General features: G+C 67.0%; 22 protein-coding genes. 10 read left to right on the plus strand and 12 right to left on the minus strand.

What is annotated here, in order from left to right; translation table 11 throughout:
* Positions 1-153 precede the first annotated feature (153 nt).
* Entirely contained in the window at positions 154-1,362 is a 1,209-nt protein-coding gene (locus OXS31_RS01475; RefSeq protein WP_037006615.1) for an aldose 1-epimerase family protein, read from the plus strand.
* An 18-nt stretch (positions 1,363-1,380) separates the two neighbouring features.
* On the opposite strand, the gene OXS31_RS01480 is transcribed toward OXS31_RS01475, so the two are convergent.
* Positions 1,381-1,782: an acyl-CoA thioesterase gene (locus tag OXS31_RS01480; RefSeq protein WP_026083995.1), complete on the minus strand. Its 402-nt coding sequence runs from the start codon at positions 1,780-1,782 to the stop codon at positions 1,381-1,383.
* A 487-nt stretch (positions 1,783-2,269) separates the two neighbouring features.
* Between OXS31_RS01480 and OXS31_RS01485 the strand changes: the two genes are divergently transcribed.
* The 5 genes from OXS31_RS01485 (at position 2,270) to gltP (ending at position 8,009) form a co-directional block, all read left to right on the plus strand.
* Positions 2,270-3,577, plus strand: a complete 1,308-nt coding sequence (locus tag OXS31_RS01485) for an MFS transporter (protein WP_267397848.1) — start codon at positions 2,270-2,272, stop codon at positions 3,575-3,577.
* Between the two features lie 167 nt (positions 3,578-3,744).
* Positions 3,745-4,944, plus strand: coding sequence for a formaldehyde dehydrogenase, glutathione-independent (gene fdhA, locus OXS31_RS01490; RefSeq protein ID WP_027597391.1), 1,200 nt, complete (start codon positions 3,745-3,747; stop codon positions 4,942-4,944).
* 145 nt (positions 4,945-5,089) lie between these two features.
* Complete coding sequence (locus OXS31_RS01495; RefSeq protein ID WP_267397409.1) at positions 5,090-5,452, plus strand: hypothetical protein; 363 nt, start codon at positions 5,090-5,092, stop codon at positions 5,450-5,452.
* Positions 5,453-5,518: 66 nt separating this feature from the next.
* Positions 5,519-6,349, plus strand: a complete 831-nt coding sequence (locus OXS31_RS01500) for an aldo/keto reductase (protein WP_027600635.1) — start codon at positions 5,519-5,521, stop codon at positions 6,347-6,349.
* Positions 6,350-6,659: 310 nt separating this feature from the next.
* On the plus strand, positions 6,660-8,009 hold the full coding sequence (gene gltP, locus OXS31_RS01505) for a glutamate/aspartate:proton symporter GltP (RefSeq protein ID WP_044342529.1): 1,350 nt from the start codon (positions 6,660-6,662) through the stop codon (positions 8,007-8,009).
* A 51-nt stretch (positions 8,010-8,060) separates the two neighbouring features.
* On the opposite strand, the gene OXS31_RS01510 is transcribed toward gltP, so the two are convergent.
* Entirely contained in the window at positions 8,061-8,906 is an 846-nt protein-coding gene (locus tag OXS31_RS01510) for an NAD-dependent epimerase/dehydratase family protein (RefSeq protein ID WP_144954467.1), read from the minus strand.
* Positions 8,907-9,057: 151 nt separating this feature from the next.
* Between OXS31_RS01510 and OXS31_RS01515 the strand changes: the two genes are divergently transcribed.
* From OXS31_RS01515 to OXS31_RS01525, 3 genes are all read left to right on the plus strand, one after another.
* Positions 9,058-9,990 (plus strand): hydrogen peroxide-inducible genes activator, encoded by a 933-nt coding sequence (locus OXS31_RS01515; protein WP_007159908.1) that lies wholly within the window; start codon positions 9,058-9,060, stop codon positions 9,988-9,990.
* Positions 9,987-12,062: an ATP-dependent DNA helicase RecG gene (recG, locus tag OXS31_RS01520; RefSeq protein ID WP_108581644.1), complete on the plus strand. Its 2,076-nt coding sequence runs from the start codon at positions 9,987-9,989 to the stop codon at positions 12,060-12,062. Before OXS31_RS01515 ends, recG begins: the two co-directional genes overlap by 4 nt.
* 75 nt (positions 12,063-12,137) lie before the next feature.
* Positions 12,138-13,532 carry an aminoacyl-tRNA deacylase and HDOD domain-containing protein gene (locus tag OXS31_RS01525; RefSeq protein WP_027600639.1) on the plus strand — a complete coding sequence of 465 codons (1,395 nt, stop codon included), beginning with the start codon at positions 12,138-12,140 and terminating at the stop codon, positions 13,530-13,532.
* 104 nt (positions 13,533-13,636) lie between these two features.
* Here OXS31_RS01525 and rpmG read toward each other — a convergent pair whose 3' ends face one another.
* The gene (rpmG, locus tag OXS31_RS01530) at positions 13,637-13,792 is read right to left on the minus strand and encodes a 50S ribosomal protein L33 (protein WP_007159904.1); all 156 of its coding nucleotides are present in this window, start codon (positions 13,790-13,792) and stop codon (positions 13,637-13,639) included.
* Positions 13,793-13,803: 11 nt separating this feature from the next.
* Positions 13,804-14,040 (minus strand): 50S ribosomal protein L28, encoded by a 237-nt coding sequence (gene rpmB, locus OXS31_RS01535; RefSeq protein WP_007159903.1) that lies wholly within the window; start codon positions 14,038-14,040, stop codon positions 13,804-13,806.
* Positions 14,041-14,423: 383 nt separating this feature from the next.
* Between rpmB and OXS31_RS01540 the strand changes: the two genes are divergently transcribed.
* A complete protein-coding gene (locus OXS31_RS01540) occupies positions 14,424-16,001 on the plus strand; it encodes an ABC transporter substrate-binding protein (protein ID WP_027597397.1) in 1,578 nt (525 codons plus the stop codon).
* A 23-nt stretch (positions 16,002-16,024) separates the two neighbouring features.
* Here OXS31_RS01540 and OXS31_RS01545 read toward each other — a convergent pair whose 3' ends face one another.
* The 8 genes from OXS31_RS01545 to OXS31_RS01580 all read right to left on the minus strand — a co-directional run bounded on the left by OXS31_RS01545 (position 16,025) and on the right by OXS31_RS01580 (position 26,792).
* Positions 16,025-16,354: a Na+/H+ antiporter subunit G gene (locus tag OXS31_RS01545; RefSeq protein ID WP_017642340.1), complete on the minus strand. Its 330-nt coding sequence runs from the start codon at positions 16,352-16,354 to the stop codon at positions 16,025-16,027.
* A 14-nt stretch (positions 16,355-16,368) separates the two neighbouring features.
* Complete coding sequence (locus tag OXS31_RS01550; protein WP_007159900.1) at positions 16,369-16,638, minus strand: K+/H+ antiporter subunit F; 270 nt, start codon at positions 16,636-16,638, stop codon at positions 16,369-16,371.
* A complete protein-coding gene (locus OXS31_RS01555; protein ID WP_027597398.1) occupies positions 16,623-17,120 on the minus strand; it encodes a Na+/H+ antiporter subunit E in 498 nt (165 codons plus the stop codon). The genes OXS31_RS01550 and OXS31_RS01555 overlap by 16 nt, the downstream gene beginning before the upstream one ends.
* Positions 17,117-18,616 (minus strand): monovalent cation/H+ antiporter subunit D, encoded by a 1,500-nt coding sequence (locus tag OXS31_RS01560; protein WP_267397457.1) that lies wholly within the window; start codon positions 18,614-18,616, stop codon positions 17,117-17,119. The genes OXS31_RS01555 and OXS31_RS01560 overlap by 4 nt, the downstream gene beginning before the upstream one ends.
* Positions 18,613-18,942, minus strand: a complete 330-nt coding sequence (locus OXS31_RS01565) for a Na+/H+ antiporter subunit C (protein ID WP_027597400.1) — start codon at positions 18,940-18,942, stop codon at positions 18,613-18,615. The genes OXS31_RS01560 and OXS31_RS01565 overlap by 4 nt, the downstream gene beginning before the upstream one ends.
* 1 nt (position 18,943) lies before the next feature.
* Positions 18,944-21,751, minus strand: a complete 2,808-nt coding sequence (locus OXS31_RS01570) for a monovalent cation/H+ antiporter subunit A (protein ID WP_267397463.1) — start codon at positions 21,749-21,751, stop codon at positions 18,944-18,946.
* A 434-nt stretch (positions 21,752-22,185) separates the two neighbouring features.
* Complete coding sequence (locus OXS31_RS01575; protein ID WP_267397465.1) at positions 22,186-23,619, minus strand: TolC family protein; 1,434 nt, start codon at positions 23,617-23,619, stop codon at positions 22,186-22,188.
* A complete protein-coding gene (locus tag OXS31_RS01580) occupies positions 23,616-26,792 on the minus strand; it encodes an efflux RND transporter permease subunit (protein ID WP_027597403.1) in 3,177 nt (1,058 codons plus the stop codon). The genes OXS31_RS01575 and OXS31_RS01580 overlap by 4 nt, the downstream gene beginning before the upstream one ends.
* Positions 26,793-26,864: the final 72 nt, after the last annotated feature.

The raw sequence follows: 26,864 nt of genomic DNA on the forward strand, positions 1-26,864 counted from the left end.
TGGTAAAGGTTGTCTTTACCCATTCCTTTGATTTCCTTGAACAAACCTATACGGGAATCGCCGGTCTCGGCCGTTTTCCGGGTCTGGAACGAGGCCTGCAGCCGGGCGAAGGCTGGTCTAGACTCAAGGCGATCGCGCCGCCAAGGGGACTCCATGATCCATGCTCGTCTGCTGTCCGGCTGTCTCCTGTTCCTTGTCAGTGCCAGCGCCTCGGCCTGGGAATACACCCTCATTGCCCCCGACAAGCCGGTGCAGAACTGGAGCATCAGCAGTGATCGCCTGGGCCTGCGCGATGGCCTGGCCTTTGCCGTCGGGGTGCACCGCCTGAGTGGCGGACGCCAGGAAGGCTCGGTGCTGATCGAGATCGACACCGGCGCCCTGCAGCTCACCGTGGTGGCGACCCGCGGCATGAACGTCCTGCGCGCCCAGGCCGGCACCCTGCGACTGGGCTGGGATTCGCCGGTGCGCGAGGTGGTCAATCCGGCCTTCGTCAACCTGGAGAGCCGCAATGGCCTGGGCTGGTTGGAAGGCTTCAACGAACTGGTGGCGCGCGCCGGCTTCGAGTGGGTCGGCCACCCCGGAATGGACCGGGGGCAACTGCTGACCCTGCACGGTCGGGCCAGCTACCTGCCGGCCAGCCAGGTGGTGCTGACCATCGACGAACAGCCGCCGCACCGCATCAGCCTCAAGGGCGTGCTGCACGAAGAAGCCTTCAAGCAGGCCAACTTTCGCATCGACACCGAACTGGTCACCCACGCCGGGGCCACCGGCTTCACCCTGCACGATCGCCTGACCAACCAGGGGGCGCACGCCGCCGAGTACCAGGTGCTCTATCACAGCAATTTCGGGCCGCCGCTGCTCGGTGAAGGCGCCCGGTTCGCCGCGCCGGTGCGGGAGGTGTCACCCTTCGATGCGCGGGCGCGCCAGGAGCTGGCGGATTGGCAGACCTATCGCGCGCCCACGCCGGGCTATGGCGAGACGGTCTACAACCTCTATCCCTGGGGCGACGATCAGGGGCGCAGCCTCGCGGTACTGCACGATCGCAGTGCCCACCAGGGCGTGGCGCTGGCCTTCAATGTGCGGGAATTGCCGGTCTTCACCCTGTGGAAGAACACCGATGCCAAGGCCCAGGGCTATGTCACCGGCCTGGAGCCGGGCACCAGCTTTTCCTACAACCGCAGCCAGCAGCGGGCCCTGGGGCTGGTGCCGCGCATCGAAGCCGGCGGCACGCGCGACTTCACCCTCGACTATCGGCTGCTGGCCACCGCCGCCGAGGTCCGGCAGGCGCTGGAGCAGGTCGAAGGCATCCGCCACGGACGGCCGACCCAGGTGCGCGAGGCGCCGCTGGCCCGGGAGCCCTAGCGGCAAGGCCGGCGGGTGCTAGCGCCGCGCGGGCAGGGGGCGGGTGCGGCCGCTGCCATCGATGGCCACGAAGACGAACACCGCCTCGGTCACCTTGCTCCACTCGCTGGACAGCGGATCGTCGCTCCAGACCTCGATGAGGATCTGGATGGAGCTGCGGCCCACCTCCAGGGTGTTGGTATAGAAGGAGAGCTGTGCGCCCACGGGCACCGGTGTCATGAAGGCCATGCGGTCGATGGCCACGGTAGCCACACGCCCGGCGGCCAGGCGACTGGCCATGGCGCTGCCGGCCAGGTCCATCTGGGCCACCAGCCAGCCGCCGTAGATGTCGCCGAAGCCATTGGTCTCGCGGGGCAGCGCAGTGATCTGCATGGCCAGGTCGCCCTGGGGGATGGGATCTTCTTGTTCGAGCTCTTCGATCATGACAGGGCCCTCGGGAGCCCGGATAGGTAGGTAACGTTCAGCATCTGCACGCAAGAATGCTGCCAATCTCTCGGCGGAGATCGTTAGGGGGCTACAGTATAACGCCTGGGGCAGGGCGGCTCGACCGCTTTTGCACCAGGATGGAACAGCCATAGCTCGGCAGATGAGCCCTGAATGGGCACTGAATGAATAGCGGAAATTCCTTGCAGATTTGCTATCGTGGAGACCGTGCACGGCCAGGCAATCCAGAGGGCCCTGCACGTCCGATGATCAGGTAATGATCGGTAGACCTGCTGTCGCCGTGCTCCACAAGAGCGCAGGCGGCGCGGTGCAGGTCCGGCGCCCATCCGGCGACCCGCCCGATCCCTGCCAGCCGCTCCAGGCGGACGGTCACTCGGGGCCGCGTCTTGTCCGCTACACCCGGAGGGATGCCAGAGGCCGAATTTCCTTTGCGCTCCTCTCTTGTCCGGGATCCTCGATGAAACTGCAATCCGCCTCTGCGCCGCTCACGTCGCGCCCTCTGGGCCGCAACGACTACAAGACCCTCTCGCTGTCCGCCCTGGGCGGCGCGCTGGAGTTCTACGACTTCGTCATCTTCGTCTTCTTTGCCGCGGTGGTGGGGAAGCTGTTCTTTCCCGCCGACATGCCCGACTGGCTGCGACAGATGCAGACCTTCGGCATCTTCGCCGCGGGCTATCTGGCACGTCCGCTGGGCGGCATCATCATGGCCCACTTCGGCGACCTGCTCGGGCGCAAGAAGATGTTCACCCTGAGCATCTTCATGATGGCCCTGCCGACCCTGGGCATGGGCCTGATGCCCACCTACGCGCAGATCGGCGTGGCCGCGCCGATCCTACTGCTGGTGCTGCGCATCATCCAGGGCGCGGCCATCGGCGGCGAGGTGCCCGGCGCCTGGGTGTTCGTCTCCGAACACGTCCCCGGCAAGCACGTCGGCTATGCCTGCGGCACCCTGACCGCCGGTCTCACCTTCGGCATCCTGCTCGGCTCGCTGATGGCGACCCTGATCAACACCGTCTTCACCCCGGTGGAAGTGGCCGACTACGCCTGGCGCTTTCCCTTCCTGATCGGCGGCGTCTTCGGCCTGTTCTCGGTCTACCTGCGCCGCTGGCTGCACGAGACGCCGGTGTTCGCCGAACTGGCGATCCACAAGTCGCTGGCCGAGGAAGTGCCGCTCAAGGCCGTGCTGCGCGACCACCGCAGCAGCGTGATCCTGTCCATGCTGCTGACCTGGATGCTCACCGCCGGCATCGTGGTGGTCATCCTCATGACCCCGACCCTGCTGCAGACCCAGTACGGCTTCTCCGCCGCCCTGGCGCTCAAGGCCAACAGCCTGGCCATCGTCTTCCTGACCCTGGGCTGCATCGTCTCCGGCGCCCTGTCCGATCGCTTCGGCAGCGGCCCGGTGTTCATCGGCGGCGGTCTCATCCTGGCAGTGGCCAGCTGGGCGCTCTATGCCGGTCTCAAGGTCCATCCGGAATGGCTGTTCCCGCTCTATGCCCTGGCCGGCGCGGCGGTCGGCGTCATCGGCGGCGTGCCGCGGGTGATGGTGCTGGCCTTCCCGCCCAAGGTGCGCTTCTCGGGGCTGTCGTTCTCCTACAACGTGGCCTACGCCATCTTCGGCGGCCTGACCCCCATGGTCGTCACCCTGATGCTCAAGCAGCATCCGCTGGGCCCGGCCTGGTACGTCATGGGCCTGGCCCTGCTGGGCGTGGGCATCGGCTGCTACCTGCTCAGCCGCGAGCGCCGCGCCGCCGCCCTGGCAACCGCCTGATCCCGGCCGGTCGCGCCGCCCGCCGTGGCGGCGTGACCGGGTTGGCCAGGCCGACCCGCAAGGGCGACCTCGGCATCACCAAAAACGCCATCCCCACAGACGCCGCGCTTCGCGAGGACTAGGCTCGAACCGCTAGAGCCAGTCCAACAATAACAGCGAGGTGCAACATGTCCGGTAATCGTGGCGTCGTCTATCTGGGCGCGGGCAAGGTCGAGGTGCAGACCATTCCCTACCCGAAGATGGAAACCCCGCAGGGCAAGCGTATCGACCACGGCGTCATCCTGCGCGTGGTCTCCACCAACATCTGTGGTTCAGATCAGCACATGGTGCGCGGCCGGACCACTGCCCCCGAAGGCCTGGTGCTCGGCCACGAGATCACCGGCGAGGTCATCGAAGCGGGTCGTGACGTCGAGACCCTCAAGGTCGGCGATCTGGTCTCGGTGCCCTTCAACGTCGCCTGCGGTCGCTGCCGCACCTGCAAGGAGCAGGACACCGGCGTCTGCCTGACCGTCAATCCCTCGCGCGCCGGCGGTGCCTACGGCTACGTCGACATGGGCGGCTGGGTCGGTGGCCAGGCCGAATACGTGCTGGTCCCCTATGCCGACTTCAACCTGCTCAAGCTGCCGAATCGCGACGCGGCCATGGAAAAGATCCGTGACCTGACCTGCCTGTCCGACATCCTGCCCACCGGCTACCACGGCGCCGTCACCGCCGGCGTCGGTCCGGGCACCAGCGTCTATGTCGCCGGGGCCGGCCCGGTCGGTCTGGCCGCGGCCGCCTCGGCCCGCCTGCTAGGCGCCGCCGTGGTCATCGTCGGCGACGTCAACCCGGTACGCCTGGCCCACGCCAAGGCCCAGGGCTTCGAGATCGCCGACCTGTCCCAGGACACCCCGCTGCACGAGCAGATCGCCGCGCTGCTGGGCACGCCGGAGGTGGATTGTGCGGTCGACGCCGTCGGCTTCGAAGCCCGTGGCCATGGTCACGAAGGCGCCAAGAGCGAGGCCCCGGCCACCGTGCTGAACTCACTGATGGGCATCGTGCGGGTGGCCGGCAAGATCGGCATCCCCGGCCTCTACGTCACCGACGATCCGGGTGCCGTGGACGCCGCCGCCAAGCAGGGTGCTCTGAGCATCCGCTTCGGTCTGGGCTGGGCCAAGTCCCACAGCTTCCACACCGGCCAGACCCCAGTGATGAAGTACAACCGCCAGCTGATGCAGGCGATCATGTGGGATCGCATCAAGATCGCCGACATCGTCGGTGTGCAGGTGATCACCCTGGACGAGGCCCCCCGCGGCTACAGCGAATTCGATTCGGGCGTCCCGAAGAAATTCGTCATCGATCCGCACAAGCTGTTCAGCGCGGCCTAGCTATTGCACTAAGGATTTTGTCCGAGACTGCTGGCCATTTGGCATTTCTCGGGCAAGCCGTGCAGTCGTTTGTCGTACCAGAGGGTCTACCTCCGCAGCGTCCACCCCGGGCGCTGTTTTTTTTGGTGCCACAGACGAGGCCAACATGACCCCGAATGTCCTTTCGACCCTTCGCCGTATCCTTCCTTCACTGCTGGTGGCGGCCCTGATGCTGCTGGGTAGCAACCCAGCCCGCGCCGAGGGCGGAGTGTCCTTTCGCTTCGCCGAAGAAGGACAGGGCTGGATGCTGCGCGGCCCGGTCGATGTGCTCAAGTGGCCCTTCGTCTACGACCGCAGTCGTGAGCGCGCGCGCAACACCCTGACGCGGCTGGACGGCGACACCCAGGTGCGGGTGATCGAGACCCGTTCCTTCCAGCGCTGGAAGCGCATCGAGGTGCAGCAGGACGGTCGTACCCTGCTGGGTTGGGTCGAGAGCTACAGCGTCCCCGAAGCCGTGCGGCTCGACTGATCGGGAGCAAAAGGCCACTGCCGCCAGTCACACCTCTGACAGTCATCAATCTCAGAGGAGCGACGCATGTCCGCGATCACCCGTCTTCAGCTCAACGACGGTCACCACATTCCGCAATTCGGCCTGGGGGTCTGGCAGACCCCGGCCGAAGAGACCGCTCAGGTGGTCAAGACAGCCCTGGACCTCGGCTATCGACACATCGACACCGCCGCCATCTACGGCAACGAAGAGGGCGTCGGCCAGGCCATCGTCCAGGCCGGTCTGCCGCGTGACGAGCTGTTCGTCACCACCAAACTGTGGAATGCTGACCAGGGCTACGACAGCGCCCTGCGCGCCTTCGACACCAGCCTGGCCAAGCTGGGTCTGGAGCATGTCGACCTCTACCTGATCCACTGGCCGCTGCCGGAAAAGGGCCTGTTCCTCGACAGCTGGAAGGCGCTGATCGAATTGCGCAACCAGGGTCGGGTGAAGTCCATCGGCGTGTCCAACTTCCGCCAGGCCGACATCGAGACCCTGCTGACCGAGACCGGCGTGGTGCCGGTGGTCAACCAGATCGAGTGTCATCCACTGCTGCAGCAGCAGGAGCTGCGCGACTTCAACACCTACAAGGGCATCGCTACCGAAGCCTGGAGCCCGCTGGCCCAGGGTGGCGAGCTGCTGGGCAGCCCGGTGCTGCAGCAACTGGCGGCCAAGCACGGCAAGACGCCGGCCCAGGTGGTGCTGCGCTGGCACATCCAGCTCGGCAACATCATCTTCCCCAAATCCAAGACGCCCAAGCGCATCGAAGAGAACATGCAGATCTTCGACTTCGCCCTGGACGACGAGGACATGCGGCAGATCGCCGGGCTGAACCAGGACAAGCGTCTGGGTCCGGACCCCGCGACCTTCAACGGCTGACGTTCAGGGGGCGCCGCGATGAGCGGCGCCTCTGTATGCCTGGCGCGCAAGGCGCCAGTGCCTGTATGCTGCGCGGCCCTTTCGGGACACCTCATGCCGGATCGGCATAGGGCAGGCGACAGCGGCATTAGACATACCCCGTTACCCTCTGGCAAAAGTGTGACGCCTTGGTGCTCCCAGTCCTTTTCGAGCACCGTTTCCGCAGCCTGAACGCACCCTCTCGTTGGCGTTGCATGCGCTTCGCGCATCACGACCCGACACGGTGACGTTCGTCCCGAACTCCATCCAAATAGAACAAAGGTGTCGGTACATGACCAAGCCCAAGCTCAGCCTCGCGTGGCAGATCCTTATCGGCCTCGTGCTGGGGATCGCCGTCGGCGCACTGCTCAACCACTTCAGCGCCGAGAAAGCCTGGTGGATCTCGAACGTCCTCAAGCCGGCCGGCGACATCTTCATCCGGCTGATCAAGATGATCGTGGTGCCCATCGTCATCGCCACCCTGGTGGTCGGCATCGCCGGCGTCGGCGATTCCAAGAAGCTTGGTCGCATCGGTCTCAAGACCATCCTCTACTTCGAGATCGTCACCACCCTGGCCATCGTTGTCGGCCTGTTCTTCGCCGACAGCGTGCAGCCCGGTGCCGGCATCGACATGAGCACCCTGGGCACCACCGATATCTCCCAGTACCAGAAGACCACCGCGGAAGTGCAGCATGACCACGCCTTCATCGCGACCATCCTCAACCTGATCCCGTCCAACGTCTTCGCCGCCGTCGCCCGTGGCGAGATGCTGCCGATCATCTTCTTCGCGGTGATGTTCGGCCTGGGCCTGGGCGCCCTGCCGGAAGCCACCCGCGATCCGGTGGTGCGGGTCTTCCAGGGCATCTCCGAGGCCATGTTCAAGGTCACCCACATGATCATGAACTACGCCCCCATCGGTGTCTTCGCGCTGATCGCGGTGACCGTGGCCAACTTCGGCTTCGCCTCCCTGCTGCCACTGGCCAAGCTGGTGGTGCTGGTCTACGTCGCCATCGGCTTCTTCGCCCTCGGCGTGCTGGGCCTGGTGGCCAAGCTGTTCGGCTTCTCGATCTTCCGCATCATCCGCATCCTCAAGGACGAGCTGATCCTGGCCTATTCCACCGCCAGTTCGGAAACCGTGCTGCCGCGCATCATCGAGAAGATGGAGGCCTATGGCGCGCCCAAGTCCATCACCAGCTTCGTGGTGCCCACCGGCTATTCCTTCAACCTGGACGGCTCCACCCTCTACCAGAGCATCGCGGCGCTGTTTATCGCCCAGCTCTATGGCATCGACCTGTCGCTGAGCCAGCAGCTGCTGCTGGTGCTGACCCTGATGGTCACCTCCAAGGGCATCGCCGGCGTGCCGGGCGTGTCCTTTGTGGTGCTCCTGGCCACCCTGGGCAGCGTCGGCATTCCGCTGGAAGGCCTGGCCTTCATCGCCGGTGTGGATCGCATCATGGACATGGCGCGCACCGCCCTGAACGTGATCGGCAACGCCCTGGCCGCGCTGGTCATCGCCAAGTGGGAAGGTCTCTACGACGCCGAGAAGGGCGCCGCCTACTGGGCAGCCCTGCCGCACCTGAAGAGCACCGCCAAGGTCGAGGAACGTCCTCAGGCCACCCGCGGTGAAGCCCTGCGCGACTGAGTGGCTGGCTAGCGGAGAACGGAGCCCGGCCCTGTGCCGGGCTCTTTCCTTTCAGCGGTCGAGAATCGCCGCGTAGCCTTCGCGATAGCTGGGGTAGCGGGGCGTCCAGCCCAGGGCCCGGGCGCGGGCGTTGCTGCACCTCTTGCTGCCGGCGCGGCGCAGCTGGGCCTCGTCGGACCAGAAGGTGATGCCCAGGCGCGCCCGCAGCCAGTCCACCACCTCATCCAGCGGCGCCGGATCGTCGTCCACGCCCAGATAGAAGGCGTCCAGCGCGACGCCTTCGCGATCCCGCTGCAGCAGCAGCGCCAGCAGGCCGGCGGCGTCCTCGACATGGATGCGATTGCCATACAGCGGCGGCTCGCGGGTCACCCGGGAGCCCTCGCGCACCTGGCGCAGCAGCGCCTCGCGGCCCGGGCCGTAGATGCCGGTCAGGCGGACCACGCTGGCGGGCAGGCCACTGCCCAGCGCCAGGTCTTCCGCCTCGCGCAGGATGCGCCCGGAAAAGCGCTCGGGTTCGGCGGGAGCGGTTTCGTCGACCCAGGCGCCATCGCCCTGGGCATAGACGCCGCTGCTGGAGACGAACAGCAGGCGCTGCGGACGCTGGTCGCAGGCGGCCAGCCAGCCGAGCAGGTGGCGCAGGCCCTCGACATAGGCGGCGCGATAGCCGGCTTCGTCATGGTGGGTCGCGGCGGTGGCATAGACCACCTGGTCGAGGGGTTCGCGCGGCCAGGCGGCCGGCGGCGTGGTCTCGGCGAGATCGCCCGCGACCGGCAGCAATTTGGCGGGGAGGGCGGCGACAGTGCGTCTGAGGCCGAAGACCCGGTGGCCCTGGGCGACCAGTTGCAGGCCGAGACGGCTGCCGACATCGCCGCAACCGGCGATCAGGATGGTGCTCATCGGTGTTTCCTTCTGCAAAGGCCGGGACAGACGGCCAGGGTAGCCTGCGCCCGGCCGTGGTCCAACCCGAGAGCGCAGGCTGCTGCCCGTCGCGCTTGGCCGTTGATAGAGACAGCCGCTAAGATTGGCCGGCACCCCATGGAATTTGACTATGACCCTGACTGAACTGCGCTATATCGTCACGCTCGCCCAGGAACAGCACTTTGGCCGAGCTGCCGAGCGTTGCCACGTCAGCCAGCCGACGCTGTCGGTCGGCGTCAAGAAGCTCGAGGACGAGCTGGGCATTCTGATCTTCGAGCGCAGCAAGAGTGCCGTGCGCCTGACCCCCACCGGCGAGGGCATCGTCGCCCAGGCGCAAAAGGTGCTGGAGCAGGCCCAGGGCATCCGCGAGCTGGCCCAGGCCGGCAAGAACCAGCTCACCGCGCCGCTGAAGATCGGTGCCATCTATACCATCGGGCCCTATCTCTTTCCGCACCTCATCCCGCAGCTCAACCGGGTGGCGCCGGAGATGCCGCTGTACATCGAGGAAAACTTCACCCACCTGCTGCGCGACAAGCTGCGCACCGGTGAGCTGGATGCCGTCATCCTCGCCCTGCCGTTCAACGAGCCGGACGTCCTGACCCTGCCGCTGTACGACGAACCCTTCTATGTGATGATGCCGGCCCGGCACCCCTGGACCAAGCTCAAGGCCATCCCGCAGAACCAGCTCAGCGACAAGAGTCTGCTGCTGCTGGGTGAAGGCCACTGCTTCCGCGACCAGGTCCTGGAAGCCTGTCCGACCGTGCGCAAGCACGAGGAAAACAAGAATTCCACGGTGGAATCCTCTTCGCTGGAAACCATCCGCCACATGGTGGCCTCCGGCCTGGGCGTCTCGGTGCTGCCGTTCTCGGCGGTGGAGAGTCACCACTATGCGCCGGGAATCATCGAGGTGCGCCCCTTCGAGCGGCCGGTGCCCTATCGCACCGTGGCCATCGCCTGGCGCGCCAGCTTTCCGCGGCCCAAGGCCATCGAGGTGCTGGCCGACTCGGTCCGTCTGTGCTCGGTGGCGCGGCCTGAAGCCAAGGGCGTCGTGCAGCCGGCATGAGTGAACTGGCCGCGACGCCGGTCACCGCCCTCAAGGGGGTCGGCGCCGCTCTGCAGGAGAAGCTCGCGCGGGTCGGCCTGGAAACCCTGCAGGACGTGCTCTTCCACCTGCCGCTGCGCTATCAGGATCGCACCCGCATCGTGCCCATCGGCGCCCTGCGGCCCGGTCAGGACGCCGTGGTGGAGGGCATGGTCGCCTCCGCCGAGGTGCTCATGGGCCGGCGGCGCAGCCTGCTGGTGCGCCTGCAGGACGGCAGCGGCACCCTGTCGCTGAGATTCTTCCACTTCAGCCAGGCGCAAAAGGACGGCCTCAAGCGCGGCACCCTGCTGCGCTGCTATGGCGAGGTGCGCCCCGGCGCCTCAGGCCTGGAGATCTACCATCCCGAATACCGCGCCCAGGACGAGAACGCCCCGGCGCCGGTCGAGCAGACGCTGACGCCCATCTACCCGACCACCGAAGGCCTCACCCAGCTGCGCCTGCGCCAGCTCAGCGCCCAGACGTTGGAACGACTCGGGCCCGAATCCCTGCCCGACTGGCTGCCGCCGGAGATGGCCGCGCACTATCGCCTGGGTCCCCTGGCCGATGCCCTGCGCTACCTGCATCGACCGCCGCCGGACGCGGACCTGGAAGAGCTGGCCGAGGGCCGGCACTGGGCCCAGGAGCGGCTGGTCTTCGAAGAATTGCTCACCCACCAGTTGTCCCTGCAGCGGCTGCGCGAGACCCTGCGCGCCCAGCGTGCGGTGCCCCTGCCGGCCGCCCGCCGGCTGCCACAGTTGTATCTGGACAACCTCGGCTTCACCCCCACCGGCGCCCAGCAGCGCGTCGGGCGCGAGATCGCCCATGACCTGGCCCAGCCCGAGCCCATGCTGCGGCTGGTGCAGGGCGACGTCGGCGCCGGCAAGACGGTGGTCGCGGCCCTGGCCGCCCTGCAGGCCATCGAGGCCGGCTACCAGGTGGCGCTGATGGCGCCCACCGAGATCCTTGCCGAGCAGCACTTCCTCAACTTCCAGCGCTGGTTCGCCGCCCTGGACATCGAGGTGGCCTGGCTGGCCGGCAAGCTCAAGGGCAAGGCCCGCGCCAGCTCCCTGGAGCGCATCGCCGCCGGGGCGCCCATGGTGGTGGGCACCCATGCGCTGTTCCAGGACGAGGTGCGTTTCGCCCGCCTGGCGCTGGTGGTGATCGACGAACAGCACCGCTTCGGCGTGCAGCAGCGCCTGGCGCTGCGCCAGAAGGGCGTCGACGGTCGCCTGGCGCCGCACCAGCTGATCATGACCGCCACCCCCATCCCGCGCACCCTGGCCATGAGCGCCTATGCCGATCTGGACACCTCGGTGCTCGACGAACTGCCGCCGGGACGGACGCCGGTCAATACCGTGAGCGTCACCGACAGCCGTCGCGAGGAAGTCGTGGAGCGGGTGCGCGCCGCCTGCCACGAAGGGCGCCAGGCCTACTGGGTCTGCACCCTGATCGAGGAATCCGAGGAGCTCACCTGCCAGGCGGCCGAGACCACCTACGAGGAATTGCAGCTGGCCCTGGCCGAATTGCACGTCGGGCTGATCCATGGACGCATGAAGCCGACGGAAAAGGCCGCGGTGATGGCCGAGTTCAAGGCCGGCAACCTGCAATTGCTGGTGGCCACCACGGTGATCGAGGTGGGGGTGGACGTGCCCAACGCCAGTCTGATGATCATCGAGAATCCCGAGCGCCTGGGTCTGGCCCAGTTGCACCAGCTGCGCGGCCGGGTCGGGCGGGGCAGCGCCGTCAGCCACTGCGTGCTGCTGTTCCATCCGCCGCTGTCGCAGATCGGTCGTGAGCGGCTGGCTATCATGCGCGAGACCAACGACGGCTTCATCATCGCCGAGAAGGACCTGGAGTTGCGCGGCCCGGGCGAGATGCTGGGGACCCGTCAGACCGGCCTGCTGCAGTTCAAGGTGGCCGATCTGATGCGCGACGCCCATTGGCTGCCGGCGGTGCGCGATGCCGCCCAGGAGTTGCTGGCCCGCTGGCCCAGTCATGCCGGTCCGCTGCTGGAGCGCTGGTTGCGCCATGGCCAGCAATACGGCCAGGTTTGACAAAGCTTATACAGACGACGCTACCTACGGAGCCGAATGGTTATACTCCAGGGCGTACGTGAGGAAGAAAATGCCATGACCGATGTAGCGCTCGCTTCGCCCCTCCCTGAGGTTCCCCCTTCGATCCAGCAGTTGCTCGCCCAGTTGAACCTGGCCTATCGGCCGGTCCCGGCGACGACGCGCCTGCCGCAGGCGAATCGGGTACACACGGTGCTTCTGAGCGACAGCGTCGGCATGCTGCTGGTGCTCTTGCCCGAGGATCAGCTGCTGGACCTGCGCCGGCTGGTGGAATTCACCGGGCGGCAGCTGGCAGTGGTGGCGCCGGAGCGGCTGATGCGCACCCTGGAGCGCTACGAACTGGATGTCCTGCCGGGGCTGCCGTCGCTGACCAATTCCCCCTGCCTGTATGACGAGCGACTGCTGGAAGCGCCGCGCCTGCTGCTGGAATCCGGTGAGCGCTCGCTGCTGCTGGAAGTGGAAACGTCTGACTATAGGCGCCTGCTGAATCAGGCCACCGCGGGCAGCTTCGGCATCCCGGCGGCCGGTATCCAGCCCAATCTGCGGCAACCGGAACGCGACGAGGCGGAGATCCTGCATGCCGCCACCGCCTTCACCGCGCGGCGCATCCGCCAGCGCCTGGAGGAGACGCTGGAGATCCCGCCGCTGTCCAAGACGGCGGAAAAGGTCATCAAGCTGCGGGTCGATCCCGAGGCCACGGTGGACGATCTGGCCAACGTGGTGGAGACCGATCCGGCCCTGGCGGCCCAGGTGATCAGTTGGGCCGCCTCGCCCTACTATGCCGCGCCCGGCAAGATCCGCTCGGTGGAAGACGCCATCGTGCGGGTGCTGGGTTTCGACCTGGTGATCAACCTGGCCCTCGGCCTGGCCCTGGGCAAGACCCTGAGCCTGCCCAGCGACCAGGCCCAGCAGGAAACCCCCTACTGGAAGCAGGCCATCTACACCGCCGCCCTGATCGAGGGCCTGGCGCGCTCCATGCCGCGCGCGGAGCGGCCGGAGATGGGCCTGGCCTATCTCGGCGGCCTGCTGCACAACTTCGGCTATCTGGTGCTGGCCCACGTCTTTCCGCCGCACTTCTCGCTGATCTGCCGCCACCTGGAAGCCAACCGCCAGCTCGATCACCAGGTCATCGAGCACCACCTGCTGGGCATCACCCGCGAGCAGATCGGCGCGGCCCTGATGCGCTGCTGGGAAATGCCCGAAGAGGTGGTGACGGCGCTGCGCTTCCAGGGCGATCCGGGCTACCAGGGCGAGCAGGCGGTCTATCCCAACCTGATCTTCCTGGCCGTGCAGCTGCTGCGCGCCGAGGGCATCGGCAACGGCCCGGCCCAGCCGATTCCCGACGAGCTCTATGCGCGGCTGAGCATCGATCCGGCCAAGGCGCGGGAGTGCATGCAGAAGATCCTTGGAGCCGAAGCCGCCCTGCGCGAGCTGACCGGTCAGTTCAAGTAGCGGGCCGAGCGGCCTCCGGCGCCCCGGGCGCCGGAGCTGCCGGGCCGGACGCCAGACAACAAAAAACCCGCCGAGGCGGGTTTCTTGTTCAAGGGGGCGATCAATTACTTGATCTTGCCTTCCTTGTACATGACATGCTTGCGCACGACCGGATCGAATTTCTTGATTTCGATCTTTTCGGGCTTGGTGCGCTTGTTCTTGTCAGTGGTGTAGAAGTGACCGGTGCCGGCACTGGAAATCAAACGGATCAATTCACGCATGACGAATCCCCTTAGAATTTTTCGCCGCGGCTACGCAGCTCGGACAGTACGGTTTCGATACCGCGCTTGTCGATGATACGCATGCCCTTGGCAGAAACGCGCAGACGCACGAAGCGCTTCTCGGATTCTACCCAGAAACGGTGGTGCTGCAGATTCGGCAGGAAACGACGACGGGTTTTGTTGTTAGCGTGGGAAACGTTGTTCCCAGTAATCGGACCCTTACCGGTTACTTGGCAAACTCTCGACATGGCTCAGCCCTCATAAACCTCATGCCAAACCCGGCATGGGTTGGCCGCTTGTAACTGTATTGATTCCTGTTTTGACGGGGAGAGCCGGCAAACGCCGGGGACCTGAAGCGGCCATACCCCGAAAAAAGAGCGCTGTTTTATACCAGAAGTACTCGGGCATAACAAGGTAGGGCGACGGATGAAATGCCCGCGCACCGGGCGCTGTGCGGGCCCGGCCGGAATGCCAACCGTTCGTCGGTCGGAAGCATTGTGACGGACGGACGGGTGGTCTAGTTTAGAGCGACTGCCAAACTCAATCCACGCCCGCCAGACGACCGCCCTGTCCGCCGTTGCCAGTCATCCGTGCGCCGTCTGCCCACTTCGGCTCTACAAGGAATCGTTCTATGCGTTTCGCCGCCTTGCCACTGCTCTTCGCGCCCCTGCTGGCGCAGGCCGCCACGCTCAGTGTCTGTACCGAAGCCAGTCCGGATGGATTCGACGTGGTGCAGTACAACTCTCTGACCACCACCAACGCCTCGGCCGACGTGCTGATGAATCGCCTGGTGGAATACGATGCCAGCGAAGCCAAGCTGGTGCCGAGCCTGGCGCAGAGCTGGACGATCTCCAACGACGGCCTGACCTACGACTTCGCCCTGCGTCCGGACGTGAAGTTTCACCAGACCGACTACTTCACCCCCAGCCGTACCCTGACGGCCGACGACGTGGTGTTCAGCTTCCAGCGCATGCTGGACAAGGACCATCCCTGGCACGGGGTGGCCAAGAGCGGCTATCCCCATGCCCAGTCGATGCAGTGGCCCAAGCTGATCAAGAGCGTGGAAAAGACCAGCGACCTCGGTGTGCGCATCGTGCTCAACAGCCCGGATGCCACCTTCCTGCCGACCCTGAGCATGGGCTTCGCCTCCATCTACTCGGCCGAGTACGCCGAGCAGCTGCTCAAGGCCGGCAAGACCGAGCAGCTCAACGACGAGCCCATAGGCACCGGTCCCTTCGTCTTCAAGCGCTACCAGAAGGACGCCGTGGTGCGTTACGCCGCCAACCCGGACTACTTTGGCGGCAAGCCCAAGCTGGACGGGCTGATCTACGCCATCACCCCGGATTCGGCGGTGCGCCTGCAGCGACTCAAGCGCGGCGAGTGCCAGATCGCCCTGTCGCCCAAGCCCCAGGATCTGCAGAGCGCCCATGAGGACAAGAGTCTGCAGGTGCTGCAGACGCCGGCCTTCATGACCGCCTTCGTCGGCATCAACACCAGCCATCCGCCGCTGGACAACATCAAGGTGCGCCAGGCCATCAACCTGGCGTTCGACAAGCAGAGCTATCTCAAGGCGGTGTTCCAGGACACCGCGGTGGCCGCCGACAACGTCTATCCGCCCACCACCTGGGGCTATGCCAAGGACGTGCCGGCCTATCCCTATGACCCGGCCAAGGCCAAGGCGCTACTGGCCCAGGCGGGCCTCAAGGACGGCTTCAAGACCACCATCTGGACGAGACCCAGCGGCAGCCTGCTCAATCCCAATCCGCAGCTGGGCGCGCAGATGCTGCAGGCCGACCTGAAGAAGATCGGCGTCGATGCGCAGATCCAGGTGATCGAGTGGGGTGAACTGATCCGCCGCGCCAAGACCGGCGAGCACGACCTGCTGTTCATGGGCTGGGCCGGCGACAACGGCGATCCGGACAACTACCTGACGCCGCAATTCTCCTGCGCCTCGGTGCAGTCGGGCCTGAACTTCGCCCGCTATTGCGACAAGACCCTGGATGGCGCCATCAGCAAGGGCAAGACCCTGTCCGACCAGATGGCGCGGGCCACGGTGTACCACCAGGCGCAGCGCATCATCCACGACCAGGCGCTGTGGCTGCCGCTGGCGCACCCGACGGTGACGGTGCTGGCCAAGAATGGCGTCGAGGGCTACCAGCCCAATCCCTTCGGCCGCCAGGACTTCAGCAAGGTCAGCGGCGGTCGCTAGCAGCGCGTGCGGCGCGGCCAGCCCTAACGCCAGGGTTGGCCGTCGGTGCGCTCCACCTGCTTGACCTTCTGCTGGATGGCGGCGCGCGCCAGCATATGGGCGCTGACCGGCGCGGTGATGAAGATGAACAGGGCGATCAGCAGCTCGTGCAGGCTGAGGCCCTCGCCCTGGACACTGAAGAACAGCATCGAGGCGATGATGGTGCTGCCCACGCCCAGGGTGGTGGCCTTGGTCGGCCCGTGCAGGCGCATGAAGAAGTCCGGCAGCCGGTACAGGCCGATGGCGCCGATGAGGGCGAAACTGCTGCCGATGAGCAGCAGGGCGCAGATCAGGAGTTCGAGCCAGAAGGGCATGGGATAGCGCTCCGTTAATCGATGATTTCGCCATGCAGCATGTGCTTGCCCAGCGCCACGGTGCCGACGAAGCCGGTCACGGCAATGAGCAGCGAGGCCTCGAAGAAGACGTCGGTGGCCAGCCAGATGCCGAACAGGATGATGATCGCCAGGACGTTGATATAGAGGGTGTCCAGGGCCAGCACCCGATCCGGGATGTCCGGTCCCTTCACCAGGCGATAGACGTTGAGCACGGCGGCCACGCCCATCATCCCCATGCACAGCAGGGTCACGTAGGTGAGCATTCGAAGATCTCCTTGAGTGGGGCCTCATAGCGCGTCTTGACCTGGCGGATCACCTCGTCCTTGTCGGCGACATCCAGACCGTGCAGCAGCAGGGTCTTGCGATCGCCGCTGAGGCCTGACGACACGGTGCCGGGGGTGAGGGACACCACGCAGGCGAGAAGGGTGAGCAGGAATTCGTCCTCGATGTCGATGGGGACCTCGATGAAGGCGGGCTTGAGCGCCTCGGTCCGCCCCAGCACCAGCCGCGCGACGTGCAGGTTGGCGACGATGATGTCGTACAGCACCACCAGCATGTAGCGCAGCAGGAGCAGGGGGCGGCGCAAGCGGGGGGCGTGCAGCAGAAAATCCTGGCAGAGCAGCGGAATGCCCCAGCCGAGCAGCAGACCCAGCAGCAGCTGGCCCAGACTCAGGCTGTTGTTGAGCAGCAGCCAGGTCAGCGTCAGCAGGACGGTGAGCAGTGGGTGCGGTAGCCAGCGCTTCATGGGCCAACTCCCCGGACGATATCGAAGTAGGGTGCGACGTCCAGCAGTTGCCGGGCGGTCTCCAGGGCGTAGCCATGCAGCGGCGCCGCCAGCGCCATCAGCAGCGGGCTACCCAGCAGCAGGCCGAGGGTGGCGGTGAGCTGGATGGGATCGAGGCGGACGTCCAGGGCCGCGCCCCGGCCGCGCCAGAACAGCGTGGTCCCGGCGCGGGACAGGGCGATGATCATGCCCAGTCCGCCGAGCAGCACCACCGGCCAGATGATCAGCGCCGGCCAGGCGGTGCCGGTGGCCTGCAGCAGCATCACCTTGCCGAGAAAGCCGGGGAAGGGTGGCAGGCCGGCGACGGAGACCGCGCCGAGGAAGAACAGCCCGCCGAGCAGTCGGGGGTGCGCCAGCGGCGGACCGCTGCCGAGGGTATCGCCCTGGGCACCGCGCTGCTGGGCGATGAGATCCGCCAGCAGGAACAGGGCGCCGGCGATCCAGGTGCTGTGCACCAAGTAGAAGAGGCTGGCGGCGAGTCCGGCGACACTGCCCAGGGCCACGCCGGTCAGCAGCATCCCCACCGAGACGACCACCAGATAGCCGAGCAGGGCCTTGAGGTGATGGGCCGCCAGGGCGCCGAACACCCCGGCGGCCAGGGTGACCGCCGCCAATGGCCAGAGCCAGGGCAGCACATAGTGGGCGAGGGGGCCGGCGGCGGCGCCGAACACCAGCAGAAAGACCCGGACGATGGCGTAGAGCCCGACCTTGGTCATGATGGCGAACAGGGCGGCGACCGGCGCACTGGCGGCGGAATAGGCGCTGGGCAGCCAGAAGTACAGCGGCAGCAGGGCGCCCTTGAGGCCGAACACCACCAGCAACAGGAAGCCGGCGGCGGCCAGCAGCGGTGCCTGCGCGGGATCGGCGTTGGCCACCCTCAGGCCCAGATCGGCCATGTTCAGGGTGCCGAGCAGGCCATAGAGCAGGCCGATGCCGATCAGGAACAGCGCCGAGCCCACGAGGTTGAGCACCACATAGTGCAGGCCGGCGCGCACTCGGGCCGGTCCCGCGCCGTGCACCAGCAGGGCATAGGAGGCGATCAGCAGGATCTCGAAGAAGACGAAGAGGTTGAACAGGTCGCCGGTGAGAAAGGCGCCGTTGATGCCCAGCAGCTGGAATTGGAACAGCGCGTGGAAATCCGGACCGCGGTTGTCGTCGCCGCGGCAGGCGTAGAGCGCCGCGCCGGCGGCCAGTACCGCCACGGTCGCCAGCATCAGCGCGGCCAGGCGATCCAGCAGCAGGACGATGCCGAAGGGCGCCGGCCAGTCGCCCAGGGCATAGACCTCCAGCTGGCCGCCGTTGGCCCGCTGCAGGAGCAGCAGCGCCAGCGGCAGCAGGGTCGCGGTGGCGAGCAGCGACAGCCCGCGCGCGGTACGGGCGGACAGCCGCGGCCGCATGAGCAGGAAGGCACCCATGAACAGCGGCACGAGGATCGGCAGGATGATCAGGTGCTTCATCGGCGCGGCTCCTCGCCATCCACGTGGTCGGTGCGCAACTCGCCCAGGGCGCGCAGCGACAGGGCGACCACGAAGGCGGTCATGGCGAAGCCGATGACGATGGCGGTGAGCACCAGCGCCTGGGGCACCGGGTCGGCCTGCTCGGCGGCCTGGCCGATCACCGCCGGCACGCCGGTGCGCAGGCGACCCATGGCGAACAGGAAGAGGTTGACCGCATAGGAGAGCAGGGTGAGGCCGAGCACCACTGGATAGAGACGCGCCCGCAGCAGCAGGTAGACGCCGCTGGCGGTGAGCACCCCGAGGGCCGTGCAGAACAGGATTTCCATGCTAGAGCACCTCCTGACTGGAGCCGTCCGTGTCCTTCTCGTCCCGGCTGACGTGGCCCAGGTTGGAGAGGATCAGCAGGGTGGCGCCGACGACGGCGAGGTAGACCCCGAGATCGAAGATCAGCGCGGTGGCCAGTTCGGTCTTGCCGATCAGGGGGATGGCGAAGTAGTCGAAGGCGGTGGTCAGGAAGGGCCGGCCGAACGCCAGCGAGCCCAGCCCGGTGAGGGCGGCGATCAGCACCCCGAGGCCGCAGAGCGCGTGGTAGCTGATCGGCAGGCGCCGCTGGGTCCAGGTCACGCCGTGGGCCACGTACTGCAGGATCAGGGCGATGGCGGTGATCAGGCCGGCGATGAAGCCGCCACCGGGCAGGTTGTGGCCACGCACGAAGATGAAGGCCGACACCAGCAGCGCCAGCGGCAAGAGCACTCGCGCCACGTTGTTGAGGATCATCGGGTGGCTGTCGCGGGACCAGGGCGTGCCCTTGGGATCGACCAGCGGATGCGGCAGGTGCAGGTGCTTGAGCAGGCCGTAGACGCCCGCCGCGGCGATGGCCAGCACGGTGATCTCGCCGAGGGTGTCGAAGCCGCGGAAGTCCACCAGGATGACGTTGACCACGTTGTAGCCACCGCCCCCGGACACCGAGTTGGCCAGGAAGAAGTCGCCGATGCCCTCATAGGGGCGGGTCAGCACGGCATAGGCCAGCAGCGCCACCAGCAGCCCCAGGCCGCCGGCCAGCAGCACGTCGCGCAGGCCGCGCAGGCTGCTGGATTCGATGGGGGTGCGATCGGGCATGAAGAACAGCGCCAGCACCAGCAGGATGATGGTCACCACCTCCACCGACAGCTGGGTCAGCGCCAGGTCCGGCGCCGAATAGCGGGCGAACAGCAGGGACACGATCAGGCCCACGGTGCTCAGGGTCATCAGCGCCTTGAGGCGGTTGCGGTGGAAGAACACCGTCAGCACCGCGGTCAGCATGAGGATGCCCAGGCCCAGGGCGGTGAGCGGATCGAAGGGCGACAGGGCAACCGGGCCGTGGAGGCTGTCCATGCCGGACAGCGCCGCCACCAGCAGCACCAGGGTGGCCGTCAGCATCAGGGCGATATAACCCTGCAGCGAGCCGCTCTCCAGGCGCCCGGTGAGGCGCTGGGCGAAGCCGATCAGCCGATTCAGGCCCTGTTCGAAGACCAGCCGCGCATCGACGTCGGGCAGGCCTTCCTGCCAGCGGAACAGCGGCTGACGGAAGGCATAGACCAGCACCCCGCCGACCATGGCCAGGATGCTCATCACCAGGGCGGTGTTGAAGCCGTGCCAGATGGCCAGGCTGTAGTCGGGTAGGCTGCCGCCGAGGGCGGCGCTGGCGCCGGCGGCCAGCAGCGGCGCCACGGTGTAGCCGGGCACCACGCCCACCAGCAGGCAGAGCAGCACCAGGATCTCCACCGGGATCTTCATGTAGCGCGGCGGTTCGTGGGGCGGATAGTGGGGTAGGTCGCGTGGCTCGCCGTTGAAGAAGACGTCATGGATGAAGCGCAGCGAATAGGCCACCGAGAAGACCCCGTAGAGCACCGCCACCGCCGGTACGATCCAGCTGAAGCTGCCGAACAGGCCGTGGTTGAGGGTCTCGTTGAAGAACATCTCCTTGCTCAGGAAGCCGTTGAGCAGGGGCACCCCGCCCATGGCCGCGGCGGCGACCATGGCCAGCACCGCGGTGTGCGGCATGTAGCGCCAGAGGCCGGCCAGGCGGCGCATGTCGCGGCTGCCGGTCTCGTGGTCGATGATGCCGGCGGCCATGAACAGCGAGGCCTTGAAGGTGGCGTGGTTGAGGATGTGAAACACCGCCGCCACGGTGGACAGCTGGGTATCGAGGCCGAACAGCAGGGTGATCAGCCCCAGGTGGCTGATGGTGGAATAGGCCAGCAGGCCTTTGAGGTCGTGCTGGAACAGCGCCAGGATGGCGCCCACCACCAGGGTGGTGAGGCCGGTGAGGGTGACGATGTAGAACCACCACTCGGAATCGGCCAGGGCCGGATAGAGGCGCGCCAAGAGGAAAACCCCGGCCTTGACCATGGTCGCCGAGTGCAGATAGGCCGAGACCGGCGTCGGCGCGGCCATGGCCTGGGGCAGCCAGAAGTGGAAGGGGAATTGCGCGGACTTGGTGAAGACGCCCAGCAACACCAGGATCAGCGCCAGCGGATAGAGCGCATGGCCGGTGATCAGCGGGCCGGCGGCGAGGACGTCGCTCAGCTCGAAGCTGCCGACGATATGGCCGAGCAACAGGATGCCGGCGAGCAGGGCCAGGCCGCCGCCGCCGGTGACGGTCAGCGCCATGCGTGCGCCCTGGCGGGCTTCCTTGCTGTGGCTCCAGAAGCCGATCAGCAGGAAGGACGACAGGCTGGTCAGCTCCCAGAACACCATCAGCAGCAGCAGGTTTTCCGCCAGCACCACGCCCAGCATGGCGCCCATGAACAGCAGCAGGTAGGCGAAGAAGCGCCCGACCGGTTCGTCCTTGCTCAGGTAGTAGGTGGCATAGAGGATCACCAGCAGGCCGATGACCAGGATCATCAGGGCGAACATCAGCCCCAGGCCGTCCAGACGCAGGCTGAGATTCAGCCCCAGCGCCGGCAGCCAGTCGACCCGGTGCAGCAGCACGCTGCCGTCGAGAACTGCGGGCAGTTGCGTGGCCAGCAGGGCCAGGGCCAGGGCGGGGGCCACGGCGGTGCCCAGGGCGCAGGCGCGCCGGCCGAAGCGATCGGTCGCCAGCGACAGCAGTGTTCCCAGGAAGGGCAACGCGATGATCAGCGCCAATACCATGCCTGCATCCTTTAGCTGAGCCGCCTCACGGCGGTTGGTAGATGGGGCTCCCTAGAGGCCTCGAGCGGCATTCGATTCCCGCGCCGGGACGCTTGCCGGGACGGCAAGGGGCGCGCGAAGCGATCTCTGAGTTTCGTACAAGAACCGGCGGTTTAATAACCTAAGGTGATAATAAAAGAGAGACCACAGATTCCTAGGCCTGTCTCCCTTACAAAATATTAGGAAACAGCCGCAAGGCGTCCAGCCTGGGGGGCAGACACCGGCGGGCAGAGGCCCGGACCTCTTTGAGACCTCTGCAACGGGCTTTTGCTCGCGTCGCCGGGCAGGGGGTGCCCCGCTGCGGTGCCAGGAGCGTCGCAGCGGGGCGGGGGGAAGAAAAAAACCGACACGCCAAAGGAGCAGGGGAACACGCGTGCCGGGGGTAAGCGCCGGCGTCAGAGCGCCGGCGCGGGGGAAGCGTTGCCCTGGGCGAGACGCGCGGGTTGCACGTCCCAGCCGCCACCCAGGGCCTTGTAGAGGGCGACGATGCCGCGATAGAGCTCGATCTCGCCCTGGGCCTGCTGGTCCTCGGCGGCCAGGCGTTCGCGCTGGGCATCGAGCAGCACCAGGAAGTCGGTGCCCCCTTCGCGGTAGCGGATCTCGGCCTGGTCGGCAGCGGCGCGGCTGGCCACCGACTGACGGATCAGCGCCTGCAGGCGCTCCTGGCGACGGCCGTAGTCGCTGAAGGCGTTGGCGCTCTCTTCCAGGGCGGTCAGCACCTGCTGCTCGTAGTTGGCCAGGGCCTCTTCGGAGCCGGCGCGAGCGCCGCGCAAGCGGGCGCGGACGCTGCCCAGGTCGAAGGCCGGCCAGGTGATGCTCGGGCCGAGTCCCCAGGCCCGGGCGGCGCTGCTGCCGATCTGCGAACCGCGCCCGGCGGTGAAGCCGAGAAAGCCCGAGAGGCTGACCCGCGGGAAGAGATCGGCGGTGGCCACGCCCACGTCGGCGGTGGCGGCGGCCAGCCGGCGTTCGGCGGCGGCCACGTCCGGCCGACGGCGCAGCAATTCGCCGGGATCGCCGATGGGCAGGCGCTTGGCGATGGCCGGCAGGGCCTTGGGTGAGAGATCCACGCTGAGGGCATCCGGGCGCTGGCCGAGCAGGGTGGCGATGCGATTGCGCGCGCGGGTGGCCTGGGCCTGGAATTCCGGCAGGCTGGCTTCGGTGGCCGCCAGCCGCGCTTCGCTGCGCTGCACGTCCAGGTCGCTGCCCATGCCTTCGTCCCTCAGGGTCACGGTCAGGCGGCGCGCTTCGCGCTGGTTGCCGAGGTTGTCGCGAGCGATGCGTTCGCGCAGCTGGGCGCCGCGCAGATCGCCATAGGCATCCACCAGCTCGGCGATCAGGCTGACCTGCAGCGCGGCGAGATCCGACGCCGCGGCCTCGGCGCGGGCATCGCTGGCTTCCAGGGCATGGCGGACCCGACCGAACAGGTCCAGCTCCCAGGCCATGTCCAGGCCCAGGTCGTAGCGATCACTGTTGACCCGCTCCTCGGTGAAACCGGGTTGCTGGGCCTTGCCGAGCTGGCTGCTGGCACGGCTGGTGACCGTCGGATAGAGGTCGTTGGCGTCGTCGTCGCGCAGGGCGCGGGCGGCGCGCAGCCGGGCGAAGGCGGCGCGCAATTCGCGGTTGCCGTCCAGGCTGCTGGCCACCAGGGCGTTGAGAGTCGGGTCCTCGAACTGGCGCCACCAGAGCGCCTCGAAGCGGCCCTGGTCGTAGGCGCTGGGCTGCTGGCTGGCCTTGAGCTGGACGGGTGCCTGCTCAGGCGCCTGGTAGTGCGGGCCGACGGCGCAGGCGGAGACCGCCAGCGCCAGCAGCAGGGAAGCGAAAGCCTTCATGCCTGGGCCTCCTGGGCAACGGCGGAGCGAGCCTGGCGACGCTCCACGAAGGCGCGTACCAGCACATAGAAGAGCGGCGTGAGCAGCAGACCGAAGAAGGTCACCCCGAGCATCCCGGAAAACACCGCGACGCCCATGGCGTGGCGCATCTCGGCGCCGGCGCCGGTGGAGGTCACCAGGGGCACCACACCCATGATGAAGGCGAAGCTGGTCATCAGGATAGGCCGCAGGCGCAGGCGGCAGGCCTCCAGCACCGCGGCGACGCGGTCCTTGCCGGTGGCCTGCTGGTCCTTGGCGAACTCGACGATGAGGATGGCGTTCTTGCACGCCAGGCCCACCAGCACGATCAGACCGATCTGGGTGAAGATGTTGTTGTCGCTGCCGGCCAGGATCACCCCGGTGATGGCCGAGAGCAGGGTCATGGGCACGATCAGGATCACCGCCAGCGGCAGGCTCCAGCTCTCGTACTGGGCGGCCAGCACCAGGAAGGCCAGGAGCACGCAGAGCGGGAACACCAGCAGGGCGGTATTGCCGGAGAGGATCTGCTGGTAGGTCAGCTCGGTCCATTCGAAGGTCATGCCGTTGGGCAGCTCCTGCTTGAGCAGCCCCTCGATGGCCGCCTGGGCCTGGCCGGAGCTGTAGCCGGGCGCCGGCGCGCCGTTGATCTCGGCGGTGAGGAAGCCGTTGTAGTGCATCACCCGGTCGGGACCGGCGGTGTCGCTGACCTTGACGAAGGTGGACAGGGGCACCATCTCGCCGCGGTCGTTGCGCACCTTGAGCTGGCCGATCTGCTCGGGTTCCAGGCGGAAGCGCTGGTCGGCCTGGACGTTGACCTGGAAGGTACGGCCGAAGCGGTTGAAGTCGTTGGCGTAGACCGAGCCCAGGTAGGCCTGCAGGGTGTCGAAGATGGCGTCGATGGGCACCCCGTGGGTCTTGGCCTTCTCGCGGTCGATGTGGGCATCGATCTGCGGCACGTTGACCTGGTAGCTGGTGAACAGCGACTCCGGCGCCAGTTCCGGCAGCTGCCGGGCCTTGGCCAGCACGCTCTGGGTCTGGGCGTAGAGTTCTTCGTAACCCAGGTTGCCGCGGTCCTCCACCTGCAGGCGGAAGCCGCCGATGCTGCCCAGCCCCTGTACCGGCGGCGGCGGGAAGATGGCGATGATGGATTCCTGGATGGCGGCGAATTCGCCGTTCAGCTGGGCGGCGATGGCACCGGCGGACAACGAGGGATCGCGGCGCTCCTCGAAGGGCTTCAGGGTCACGAAGACGATGCCGCTGTTGGGGCTGTTGGTGAAGCCGTTGATGGACAGGCCGGGGAAGGCCACGGTGCTTTCCACGCCCGGGTGCTTGAGGGCGATGGCCGACATGCGGCGGATGACCTCTTCGCTGCGATCCAGGGTGGCGGCATCGGGCAACTGGGCGAAGGCCACCAGGTACTGCTTGTCCTGGGGCGGCACGAAGCCGGTCGGCGTCTTCACCAGGCCCAGGCCGGTCAGGCCGAGCAGCACCACATAGAGCACCAGCACGATGGAACCGCCGCGCAGCACCCGGCGCACGGCGCCGACGTAGCCGTGGCTGGCTTTCTCGAAGAAGCGGTTGAAGGGGGCGAACAGCCAGCCGCCGAACAGCCGGTCGAGCAGCCGCGAGAAACGGTCCTTGGGCGCGTCGTGGCCCTTGAGCAGCACCGCGGCCAGGGCCGGCGACAGGGTCAGGGAATTGAAGGCCGAGATCACCGTGGAGATGGCGATGGTCAGGGCGAACTGGCGATAGAACTGCCCGGTGAGACCGGAGATGAAGGCGGTCGGCACGAACACCGCGCAGAGCACCAGGGCGGTGGCGATGATCGGACCGGTCACCTCGCCCATGGCGCGCCGGGTGGCGGCCACCGGATCGAGGCCGAGGCCGATGTTGCGCTCGACGTTTTCCACCACCACGATGGCGTCGTCCACCACGATGCCGATGGCCAGCACCAGGCCGAACAAGGACAGCGCATTGAGCGAGAAGCCGAAGGCGTGCATCACCGCGAAGGTGCCGATCAGCGACACCGGCACCGCCGCCAGGGGAATGATGGAGGCGCGCCAGGTCTGCAGGAACAGGATCACCACCAGCACCACCAGGATGATGGCTTCGAACAGGGTGTGCACCACTGCCTCGATGGAGCCGCGCACGAAGATGGTCGGGTCGTAGACGATCTCGTAGTCCATGCCCTGGGGGAAGCTCTGCTTGAGCTCGGCCATCTTGGCGCGTACCTGGTTGGACAGGTCGATGGCGTTGCTGCCGGGGCGCTGGAAGATCGGGATGGCCACCGCCGGCTGGTTGTTCAGCAGGGACCTCAGGGCGTACTGGTTGGAGCCCAGTTCGATGCGGGCGATGTCGCGCAGCCGGGTGATCTGGCCGTCGCTGCCGGCGCGCACGATGATGTTGGCGAATTCTTCCTCGTCCACCAGGCGGCCCTGGGTGTTGATGGCCAGCTGGAAGCTGGTGCTGCCCGGGGCCGGCGGCGCGCCAAGGGCACCGGCGGCGACCTGGCGATTCTGCTCGCGGATGGCGGTGACCACGTCGCTGGCAGTCAGGCCGCGCGAGGCCACCTTGTCCGGATCGAGCCAGACGCGCAGGGAATAGTCGCCCATGCCGAACAGCTGGACGTCGCCCACGCCGTCCAGTCGCGCCAGCTCGTCCTTGACGTTGATCAGGGCGTAGTTGGACAGATAGAGCATGTCGTAGCGCTGATCCGGCGAGGTCAGGTGCACCACCATCGCCAGGTCCGGCGAAGCCTTGTCGGCGGTCACGCCGAGGCGCTGCACCTCTTCCGGCAGCTTGGGCAGGGTGCGAGTGACGCGGTTCTGCACCTGCACCTGGGCGGTATCCAGATTGGTCCCCAGGGCGAAGGTGATGGTCAGGGTCAGCTTGCCGTCGGCGGTGGACTGGGACGACAGGTAGAGCATGTGCTCCACGCCGTTCATGGCCTGCTCCAGGGGCGCGGCGACGGTCTCGCCGATCACCTTGGGGTTGGCGCCGGGGAAGGTGGCGCGCACCACCACGGTGGGCGGGACGACCTCGGGGTATTCGCTGATCGGCAGCTGGAACAGCGAGATGGCCCCGCCGATCAGGATGATCAGCGAGAGCACGGCGGCGAAGATCGGCCGGCGGATGAAGAACTGGGAGAAGTTCATCGGGCTTTCCTTGGGCAACAGGCGGCCGTCGCGTCCATCGCGGTCATGGACCGCTCCTGCGGTAGGAGCGGT

This window comes from Pseudomonas sp. GM_Psu_1 (assembly GCF_026544185.1).
GTDB classification, from domain to species: domain Bacteria; phylum Pseudomonadota; class Gammaproteobacteria; order Pseudomonadales; family Pseudomonadaceae; genus Chryseomonas; species Chryseomonas oryzihabitans.

Excerpts from the sequence above, each read along its gene's own strand:
- rpmG (WP_007159904.1), bottom strand. The coding sequence starts at position 13,792 with ATGCGTGAATTGATCCGTTTGATTTCCAGTGCCGGCACCGGTCACTTC.
- OXS31_RS01560 (WP_267397457.1), bottom strand. The coding sequence starts at position 18,616 with ATGAAGCACCTGATCATCCTGCCGATCCTCGTGCCGCTGTTCATGGGT.
- OXS31_RS01555 (WP_027597398.1), bottom strand. The coding sequence starts at position 17,120 with ATGAAGCGCTGGCTACCGCACCCACTGCTCACCGTCCTGCTGACGCTG.
- fdhA (WP_027597391.1), top strand. The coding sequence starts at position 3,745 with ATGTCCGGTAATCGTGGCGTCGTCTATCTGGGCGCGGGCAAGGTCGAG.
- OXS31_RS01500 (WP_027600635.1), top strand. The coding sequence starts at position 5,519 with ATGTCCGCGATCACCCGTCTTCAGCTCAACGACGGTCACCACATTCCG.
- OXS31_RS01525 (WP_027600639.1), top strand. The coding sequence starts at position 12,138 with ATGACCGATGTAGCGCTCGCTTCGCCCCTCCCTGAGGTTCCCCCTTCG.
- rpmB (WP_007159903.1), bottom strand. The coding sequence starts at position 14,040 with ATGTCGAGAGTTTGCCAAGTAACCGGTAAGGGTCCGATTACTGGGAAC.
- recG (WP_108581644.1), top strand. The coding sequence starts at position 9,987 with ATGAGTGAACTGGCCGCGACGCCGGTCACCGCCCTCAAGGGGGTCGGC.
- gltP (WP_044342529.1), top strand. The coding sequence starts at position 6,660 with ATGACCAAGCCCAAGCTCAGCCTCGCGTGGCAGATCCTTATCGGCCTC.
- OXS31_RS01580 (WP_027597403.1), bottom strand. The coding sequence starts at position 26,792 with ATGAACTTCTCCCAGTTCTTCATCCGCCGGCCGATCTTCGCCGCCGTG.
- OXS31_RS01515 (WP_007159908.1), top strand. The coding sequence starts at position 9,058 with ATGACCCTGACTGAACTGCGCTATATCGTCACGCTCGCCCAGGAACAG.
- OXS31_RS01510 (WP_144954467.1), bottom strand. The coding sequence starts at position 8,906 with ATGAGCACCATCCTGATCGCCGGTTGCGGCGATGTCGGCAGCCGTCTC.
- OXS31_RS01570 (WP_267397463.1), bottom strand. The coding sequence starts at position 21,751 with ATGGTATTGGCGCTGATCATCGCGTTGCCCTTCCTGGGAACACTGCTG.
- OXS31_RS01540 (WP_027597397.1), top strand. The coding sequence starts at position 14,424 with ATGCGTTTCGCCGCCTTGCCACTGCTCTTCGCGCCCCTGCTGGCGCAG.
- OXS31_RS01545 (WP_017642340.1), bottom strand. The coding sequence starts at position 16,354 with ATGCCCTTCTGGCTCGAACTCCTGATCTGCGCCCTGCTGCTCATCGGC.
- OXS31_RS01575 (WP_267397465.1), bottom strand. The coding sequence starts at position 23,619 with ATGAAGGCTTTCGCTTCCCTGCTGCTGGCGCTGGCGGTCTCCGCCTGC.
- OXS31_RS01475 (WP_037006615.1), top strand. The coding sequence starts at position 154 with ATGATCCATGCTCGTCTGCTGTCCGGCTGTCTCCTGTTCCTTGTCAGT.
- OXS31_RS01565 (WP_027597400.1), bottom strand. The coding sequence starts at position 18,942 with ATGGAAATCCTGTTCTGCACGGCCCTCGGGGTGCTCACCGCCAGCGGC.
- OXS31_RS01550 (WP_007159900.1), bottom strand. The coding sequence starts at position 16,638 with ATGCTCACCTACGTGACCCTGCTGTGCATGGGGATGATGGGCGTGGCC.
- OXS31_RS01495 (WP_267397409.1), top strand. The coding sequence starts at position 5,090 with ATGACCCCGAATGTCCTTTCGACCCTTCGCCGTATCCTTCCTTCACTG.